Source organism: Vibrio sp. 2130-1, assembly GCF_033339515.1.
The window spans coordinates 1-538 of record NZ_JAWOUT010000651.1 but is presented as its reverse complement, the minus strand read 5'-3'; the positions used below and the strand labels follow the sequence as shown (position 1 = coordinate 538).

The window sequence follows — 538 nt, the reverse complement described above, 5'->3', positions numbered from 1 at the left end:
GTTGGACTCGTTACGAGAACCACTAGAGTCGGGTGAGATCATCATTTCGCGCGCACAAGGAAAAACGCGTTTTCCTGCTCGTTTTCAGCTGGTGGGCGCGTTGAATCCGAGCCCTACGGGCTATTATGAAGGGAATCAAGCGCGTACCAATCCTCAGGCCATTTTGCGTTATTTGGGTCGTTTATCGGGACCGCTTCTCGACCGTTTTGATATGTCGTTAGAAATTCCATCCTTACCGAAAGGCACGTTGGCTGAAGGTGGTGATCGAGGTGAACCCACGGAACTCGTCAAAGAGCGCGTCAGTCTTGCTCGCGAGAGCATGCTCAATCGAAATGGCAAAGTCAACGCACTGCTCGGCAGCCGTGAGATTGAGGCATTTTGCCCGTTGCAAAAAAGCGATGCGGAATTTCTCGAAACTGCGCTGCATCGGCTGGGATTATCGATTCGTGCCTATCATCGCATCATTAAAGTGGCCCGCACGATAGCGGATTTAGAAGGTGCTGAGCAGATTGAACGTTCTCATTTAGCGGAAGCGCTC

Annotated in this window: 1 protein-coding gene; it reads left to right on the top strand. The window is 51.5% G+C overall.

What is annotated here, in order from left to right; genetic code table 11:
• Positions 1–538, top strand: a 538-nt coding sequence (locus tag R7Q09_RS27935) for an ATP-binding protein (RefSeq protein ID WP_318144180.1), incomplete at both ends; no start/stop codon positions are given.